The following is a 6,415-nucleotide window of genomic DNA, read 5'->3' on the forward strand; positions in this document are numbered from 1 at the left end:
CCGTCGGCGGGCCGCCGCGCGCATTACGCTCGGTCCCCATGAGCGACAGGCACATCAGTCAGCACTTCGAGACCCTCGCGATCCACGCGGGCAACACCGCCGACCCCCTCACCGGTGCGGTCGTCCCGCCGATCTACCAGGTCTCCACCTACAAGCAGGACGGCGTGGGCGGCCTGCGCGGCGGCTACGAGTACAGCCGCAGCGCCAACCCGACCCGTACCGCGCTGGAGGAGAACCTCGCGGCCCTGGAGGGCGGCCGCCGGGGACTCGCGTTCGCGTCCGGACTGGCGGCCGAGGACTGCCTGCTGCGCACGCTGCTCGGCCCCGGCGACCACGTCGTGATCCCCGACGACGCCTATGGAGGCACGTTCCGCCTCTTCGCCAAGGTGGTCTCCCGGTGGGGTGTGGAATGGTCGGTGGCCGACACCTCCGACCCGGCCGCCGTACGGGCCGCGATCACCCCGAGGACGAAGGCCGTGTGGGTGGAGACGCCGTCCAACCCGCTGCTCGGCATCACCGACATCGCCGCCGTCGCCCAGATCGCCCGGGACGCGGGCGCCCGCCTCGTCGTCGACAACACCTTCGCCACGCCCTACCTCCAGCAGCCGCTGTCGCTGGGTGCGGACGTCGTCGTGCACTCGCTGACCAAGTACATGGGCGGCCACTCGGACGTCGTCGGCGGTGCACTGATCGTGAACGACCGGGAACTGGGTGAGGAGCTGGCCTTCCACCAGAACTCGATGGGGGCGGTCGCCGGGCCCTTCGACTCCTGGCTGGTGCTGCGCGGGACCAAGACGCTGTCGGTGCGCATGGACCGGCACAGCGAGAACGCCGCCCGGGTCGCCGACATGCTCACCCGGCACGCGCGGGTGACGCGGGTGCTGTACCCGGGCCTGGAGGACCACCCCGGGCACGAAGTGGCCGCCAAGCAGATGAAGGCGTTCGGCGGGATGGTCTCGTTCCGTGTGGAGGGCGGGGAGGAGGCCGCCGTCGAGGTGTGCAACCGGGCGCGGTTGTTCACCCTGGGCGAGTCCCTGGGCGGCGTGGAGTCGCTGATCGAGCACCCGGGCCGGATGACGCACGCCTCGGCGGCCGGCTCGGCCCTGGAGGTACCGGCCGACCTGGTGCGGCTGTCGGTCGGCATCGAGAACGTCGACGACCTGATGGAGGACCTGCAGCAGGCGCTCGGCTAGGGGCCGGAACGGCGGCCCGGACCGGTGTCACCAGTCCGCCACCGGTGGGGTCGTCTCCGACGGCGGCTCCACCCAGGGCCGCACCGTCAGCGCCCAGACGGTGAAGGCCACCACCGCGGCGCACAGCAGCAGCCACAGCAGGCGCCGGGCGGCCGTCCTGCGGCGCAGCATGCGGTTGCCGCGGCGGACGGCGTCCGCGCAGAGGTCCACGGGTACGCGGGGCCGCGTTTCCTCCATGATCCGCCGGGCCGCCGCCTCCCGTTCGATCCGGTTCATCGCCGTCTCCTCCTCCCCGCCTCCGGGGCCCCCGGGCCTGCCGAGCGTCCCCTTCGCCTCCCGGTCACGAGGGAGCCACCCCGGCCCTGCCCACGGCCCGGGCCGGGCTCCGCGGGGGGTGCAGCAGAGTGGCCGTGGCGCGGTCGCAGACGGTGCGGACGCGCTCCAGCGGAAGCCCCAGCAGCGCCGCCACCTGCTCCTCGCCCACGCCTTCGTACAGCCGCAGGACCAGGATCAGCCGCTCGTGCGGGGTGAGGCGGGCCAGGGGACCGTGGGGCCGGGCGCCACCCGGCCGGGTGGCGATGCCGCCGCGGTGGTGCCAGGCGCCGTGGGCGAAGCGGGTGGCCAGATACCGGCGCGCGTGCTCGTAGGGGTCCTCGCCGTGCAGCCGCTGCCAGCAGGCGTAGGTGTGCGCCAGGGCGAGGGTGAGCAGCCGGCGCGCACGCGGGTTGTCGTCCTGCGGCTCGGCGGTGAGCAGGGTGGCGGCATGCAGCAGCCGCCCGGCCGCGCCCGCCACGAACGTCTCGAACTCGTGGGTCCGCCGGGCGCCGTGGGGCGCAAGCCGTTCTCGCACCGCGCCTCCCCCTGAGGGCCGCCTTGAGGACTCGGGACCCGGCCGCGCGCGGAGGCGAAACCGTGTGCGAAAGGGGTCCGGTCTCATCTGAGGCCAGGGGTGGCCTTTCGGTCAAGGGGCGCGCACCCGGCGGAGCGTCCGGACCGCGGGCCCGAGCGCATCGGCGGCTGCGCAGGCGGCCGTGCGATCCGTGCCCCCGGCGCCGCGATACGTGCCCCCGGACCTCGGGCGGCGGCCGCCGCCCGAGGCCGGACGACCCGGGACCAGCCGTCGGACTCCTCCGGGTCGGCGGTCGGGTGGCTCCGTGTCGCCTCCGGATCGTCGGCGGCGACCTCCAGATCGTCGTCGGCGACCTCCGGGCCGGCGGTGGCGACCTCCGGGCCGGCGGTGGCGTTCGGGTGGTTCAGGAGTCGGAGGCCGGCTCCGCTCCCGGTCCGCCCTGTGCGGCCTGCCGGGCGGACAGGGCGCCGTTGAAGCGGGTGAGCAGCGAGCAGAACGTCTCGCGCTCCTCCGGTGCCCAGTCGTCGGTGAGTTCGGCCATCAGGCGGCGGCGGGAGGAGCGCACCTCCTCCAGGCGCGACACCCCGCGCGGGGAGAGCTGCAGCACGACCGCCCGGCCGTCCTCGGGGTGGGAGGTGCGCTTGACCAGGCCGGTGTCGACCAGCGGAGCGACCTGGCGGGTGACCGTGGACGAGTCGATGCCCATGCTCGCGGCGAGGGCCTTGACGCCCATCGGGCCCTCCTTGTCGAGGCGGTTGAGCAGCAGATAGGCGGCGCGGTCCATGGAGTTGCGCACCTGGCCGACCCCGCCGAGCCGGGTCTGTTCGGCACGCCGGGCGAACACCGCCACCTCGTGCTGGAGGGTGTCGAGAAGGCCGGTGTCACCGACGGTCGTCATGTCCATCGACATCTCAGGCGTTGTGGGCATGGCCGGGGGCTCACTTCTGGAGGGCTGATGGTTGGGGGACAGGGTACGCGGCCGGGGCGCGGACGGTACCGGCGCCGCCGCATCCGGTCTCGCCGGTTGGTCACAGCGCTCGCCGGCGGGTGTGAACTGCGAGACTTGTGACATGAACCACCGCACGGTCGCCCCCCAGCCGTCCGTCACCCTCGACGATGTCCGCGGGGCGCGGAAGATGCTCGCCGGAGTGGCGCGGGTGACCGCCATGGAGGGCAGCCGGCGGCTGTCGCAGCTGGTGGGCTCCCCGGTGCACTTCAAGTGCGAGAACCTCCAGCGCACCGGCTCGTTCAAGCTGCGCGGGGCCTACGTGCGGATCTCCGGGCTGCTGCCGGAGCAGCGCGCGGCCGGCGTCGTCGCGGCCAGTGCCGGCAACCACGCCCAGGGCGTGGCGCTGGCCTCCACGCTGCTCGGGGTGCGTTCGACGGTGTTCATGCCGCAGGGCGCGCCGCTGCCGAAGATCAGCGCCACCCGGGACTACGGCGCCGAGGTGCGCCTGCAGGGCCAGGTGGTCGACGAGACGCTGGCCGCGGCGCAGCGGTACGCGGCCGAGACCGGGGCGGTGTTCATCCACCCCTTCGACCATCCGGACATCATCGCGGGCCAGGGAACGGTCGGGCTGGAGATCCTGGAGCAGTGCCCGGAGGTGCGCACCGTCGTGGTCGGCGTCGGCGGCGGCGGGCTGGCGGCCGGGATCGCGGTCGCGGTGAAGGCGCTCCGGCCGGACGTGCGGATCGTGGGCGTGCAGGCGGAGGGCGCGGCGGCGTATCCGCCCTCGCTGGCGGCCGGTCACCCGGTGCAGGTCGCGCACCCGGTGACCATGGCGGACGGGATCAAGGTCGGCCGGCCCGGAGAGGTGCCGTTCTCCCTGGTCAGCTCGCTGGTCGACGAGGTCCGCACGGTGAGTGAGGACGCGCTGTCCACCGCGCTGCTGCTGTGCCTGGAGCGGGCCAAGCTGGTGGTCGAACCGGCCGGGGCGAGTCCGGTGGCCGCGCTGCTGAGCGAGCCGGGCGCGTTCCCCGGGCCGGTGGTGGCGGTGCTGTCCGGCGGCAACGTCGACCCCCTGCTGCTGCAGCGGATCCTGCGCCACGGTCTGGCCGCCCAGGGCCGCTACCTGGCGGTACGGGTGCGGCTGACCGACCGGCCGGGGGCGCTCGCGGCGCTTCTCGGGGTGTTGTCAGTGGTCGACGCTAACGTCCTCGATGTGAGTCACGTACGAACCGACCCCCGGCTCGGGCTCACGGAGGCGGAGGTGGAGCTCCACCTGGAGACCAAGGGGCCGGAGCACTGCGCCGAGGTGGGCGACGCGCTGCGGGAGGCGGGCTACACGGTCATCGGCTGAGGCTTCGGGCGCCGCGGGCGGCGCGTGGGGCGGTGCGCGAGACGGTGCCGTCACCCGTTCGGAAAACACGTTGGCGAACGCGATACATCGCGTTATGGTGAGCCTCGTCGCCGACTCCGTCCGCCGCGCGGTCGGCGTACCCCCGGATCTCACGCACCATCCCGGGCGGCAGCAGCCCGGGACCGCACCTACCACCAAAGAACCCAGACGACGTGGAGACTCATATGCCGGGCGCCATCTACGCCGAAGGCCTGGCGAAGACCTTCGGTGACGTAAAAGCTCTGGACGGCGTCGACCTCGATGTCCCCGAGGGCACCGTGCTCGGTCTGCTCGGGCCCAACGGCGCGGGCAAGACAACCACGGTCCGCTGTCTGACCACCCTGCTGACCCCCGACCGGGGGCGCGCGGTCGTGGCGGGCGTGGACGTGCTCAAGCACCCGGACGCCGTACGGCGCTCGATCGGCCTGTCCGGCCAGTTCGCCGCCGTCGACGAGTACCTGACCGGCCGGGAGAACCTGCAGATGGTCGGCCGGCTCTACCAGATGCGGGCGAAGGCCGCCAAGACCCGTGCCGTCGAGCTGCTGGAGCAGTTCGACCTGGCGGACGCCGCCGACCGCCCCGCGAAGACCTACTCGGGCGGTATGCGCCGCCGGCTCGACCTGGCCGCGGCACTCGTGATCTCCCCGCCGGTGATGTTCATGGACGAGCCGACGACCGGCCTCGACCCGCGCAACCGCCAACTGCTGTGGGACGTCATCAAGCGGCTCGTGTCGGGCGGCACGACGCTGCTGCTGACCACCCAGTACCTGGAGGAGGCCGACCACCTGGCGCACGACATCGCGGTCGTCGACCACGGCCGGGTCATCGCCCGAGGCACCTCCGACGAACTCAAGGCCCGCACCGGCGGCGAGCGGGTCGAGGTCGTGGTGCACGAGCGCGAGCACATCGGGACCGCCTCGGACGTCCTGCGCGGCTTCGGCAAGGGCGACACCACCGTCGACGACCACATGCGCAAACTCACCGTGCCCGTCACCGGAGGAGCCAAGCTGCTCGCCGAGGTGATCCGTGAACTGGACGCCCGCGGTATCGAAATCGACGACATCGGCCTGCGCCGCCCCACCCTCGACGACGTCTTCCTGTCCCTGACCGGACACGTGGCCGAGACCGAGGGCACGACGGACGACGAGCTGAAGGACAAGGAGTCAGCGAAGTGAGTGCCCTCACCGACGCCGTAAGCACCACCCGGTCCGCCCCCCGCATGGGCCGGTCGGTCCGCGACTCGCTGGTCGTCGCCCAGCGCAACCTGATCCGCATGGTCCGGATCCCCGAGATGCTCGTCTTCGGGCTGATCCAGCCCATCATGTTCGTGGTGCTGTTCACCTACGTGTTCGGCGGCTCCATCCAGGTCGGCTCGTCCACCTCGGCCCAGGCCTACCGCGAGTACCTGATGGCCGGCATCTTCGCGCAGACCGTCACGTTCGCCACGGCGGGCGCCGGCGCGGGCATCGCCGACGACATGCACAAGGGCCTCATCGACCGCTTCCGCTCCCTGCCCATGGCGCGCGGGGCGGTCCTGACCGGGCGCACCCTGGCCGACCTGGTCCAGACGGCACTGACCCTGCTCGTCCTCGCCGTCGTCGCCCTGCTGGTCGGCTGGCGGACCCACGAGAACTTCGGCAAGGTCCTCGCCGGGTTCGGCCTGCTCCTGCTGCTCGGGTACGCCTTCTCCTGGATCGGCGCGCTCATCGGCCTGTCCGTGCGCACCCCCGAGGCGGCGACCTCGGGCGGGCTGATCTGGCTGTTCCCGCTGACCTTCATCTCCAACGCGTTCGTGGACGCGAACCAGATGCCGTCATTCCTGCAGCACGTCGCCGAGTGGAATCCGTTCAGCGCCACCGTGCAGGCCTGCCGGGAACTCTTCGGCAACCTCCCCCCGGGCTTCCAGGCCTCCGACGCCTGGCCCATGCAGCACCCGGTGTGGGCGTCGCTGATCTGGTCGGTGCTCATCGTCGCGGTCTTCCGCACGCTCGCGGTCCGCAAGTACCGTTCGGCGGCCTCCTGACCGCTGCGGC

7 protein-coding genes are annotated in these 6,415 nt (G+C 72.8%); 4 read left to right on the forward strand and 3 right to left on the reverse strand.

Annotated elements, in window-relative coordinates; all coding sequences use genetic code 11:
* Window positions 1–38 precede the first annotated feature (38 nt).
* Window positions 39–1,193 carry a cystathionine gamma-synthase gene (locus ACL02U_RS30200; protein ID WP_412794173.1) on the forward strand — a complete coding sequence of 385 codons (1,155 nt, stop codon included), beginning with the start codon at window positions 39–41 and terminating at the stop codon, window positions 1,191–1,193.
* A gap of 27 nt (window positions 1,194–1,220) precedes the next feature.
* Here ACL02U_RS30200 and ACL02U_RS30205 read toward each other — a convergent pair whose 3' ends face one another.
* The 3 genes from ACL02U_RS30205 to ACL02U_RS30215 all read right to left on the reverse strand — a co-directional run bounded on the left by ACL02U_RS30205 (window position 1,221) and on the right by ACL02U_RS30215 (window position 2,971).
* The gene (locus tag ACL02U_RS30205) at window positions 1,221–1,469 is read right to left on the reverse strand and encodes a hypothetical protein (RefSeq protein WP_412794174.1); all 249 of its coding nucleotides are present in this window, start codon (window positions 1,467–1,469) and stop codon (window positions 1,221–1,223) included.
* Window positions 1,470–1,533: 64 nt separating this feature from the next.
* Window positions 1,534–2,043, reverse strand: coding sequence for a sigma factor-like helix-turn-helix DNA-binding protein (locus ACL02U_RS30210; RefSeq protein WP_412794175.1), 510 nt, complete (start codon window positions 2,041–2,043; stop codon window positions 1,534–1,536).
* Between the two features lie 403 nt (window positions 2,044–2,446).
* Window positions 2,447–2,971, reverse strand: coding sequence for a MarR family winged helix-turn-helix transcriptional regulator (locus ACL02U_RS30215; protein WP_412794176.1), 525 nt, complete (start codon window positions 2,969–2,971; stop codon window positions 2,447–2,449).
* A 142-nt stretch (window positions 2,972–3,113) separates the two neighbouring features.
* On the opposite strand from ACL02U_RS30215, the gene ilvA reads away from it, so the two are divergent.
* The 3 genes from ilvA to ACL02U_RS30230 all read left to right on the forward strand — a co-directional run bounded on the left by ilvA (window position 3,114) and on the right by ACL02U_RS30230 (window position 6,405).
* The gene (gene ilvA, locus ACL02U_RS30220; RefSeq protein WP_412794177.1) at window positions 3,114–4,343 is read left to right on the forward strand and encodes a threonine ammonia-lyase; all 1,230 of its coding nucleotides are present in this window, start codon (window positions 3,114–3,116) and stop codon (window positions 4,341–4,343) included.
* Between the two features lie 224 nt (window positions 4,344–4,567).
* On the forward strand, window positions 4,568–5,557 hold the full coding sequence (locus ACL02U_RS30225) for an ATP-binding cassette domain-containing protein (protein ID WP_412794178.1): 990 nt from the start codon (window positions 4,568–4,570) through the stop codon (window positions 5,555–5,557).
* Window positions 5,558–5,601: 44 nt separating this feature from the next.
* The gene (locus ACL02U_RS30230) at window positions 5,602–6,405 is read left to right on the forward strand and encodes an ABC transporter permease (protein ID WP_412794180.1); all 804 of its coding nucleotides are present in this window, start codon (window positions 5,602–5,604) and stop codon (window positions 6,403–6,405) included.
* The last annotated feature ends 10 nt before the right edge of the window (window positions 6,406–6,415 follow it).

Origin of the sequence: Streptomyces sp. MS06, assembly GCF_047200655.1 — a bacterium.
Lineage (GTDB): Bacteria > Actinomycetota > Actinomycetes > Streptomycetales > Streptomycetaceae > Streptomyces.

Bases quoted from the DNA above. Each gene is read 5' to 3' on its own strand.
- ACL02U_RS30200 (WP_412794173.1), top strand. From the start codon at position 39: ATGAGCGACAGGCACATCAGTCAGCACTTCGAGACCCTCGCGATCCAC.
- ACL02U_RS30205 (WP_412794174.1), bottom strand. From the start codon at position 1,469: ATGAACCGGATCGAACGGGAGGCGGCGGCCCGGCGGATCATGGAGGAA.
- ACL02U_RS30215 (WP_412794176.1), bottom strand. From the start codon at position 2,971: ATGCCCACAACGCCTGAGATGTCGATGGACATGACGACCGTCGGTGAC.
- ilvA (WP_412794177.1), top strand. From the start codon at position 3,114: ATGAACCACCGCACGGTCGCCCCCCAGCCGTCCGTCACCCTCGACGAT.
- ACL02U_RS30225 (WP_412794178.1), top strand. From the start codon at position 4,568: ATGCCGGGCGCCATCTACGCCGAAGGCCTGGCGAAGACCTTCGGTGAC.
- ACL02U_RS30230 (WP_412794180.1), top strand. From the start codon at position 5,602: ATGGGCCGGTCGGTCCGCGACTCGCTGGTCGTCGCCCAGCGCAACCTG.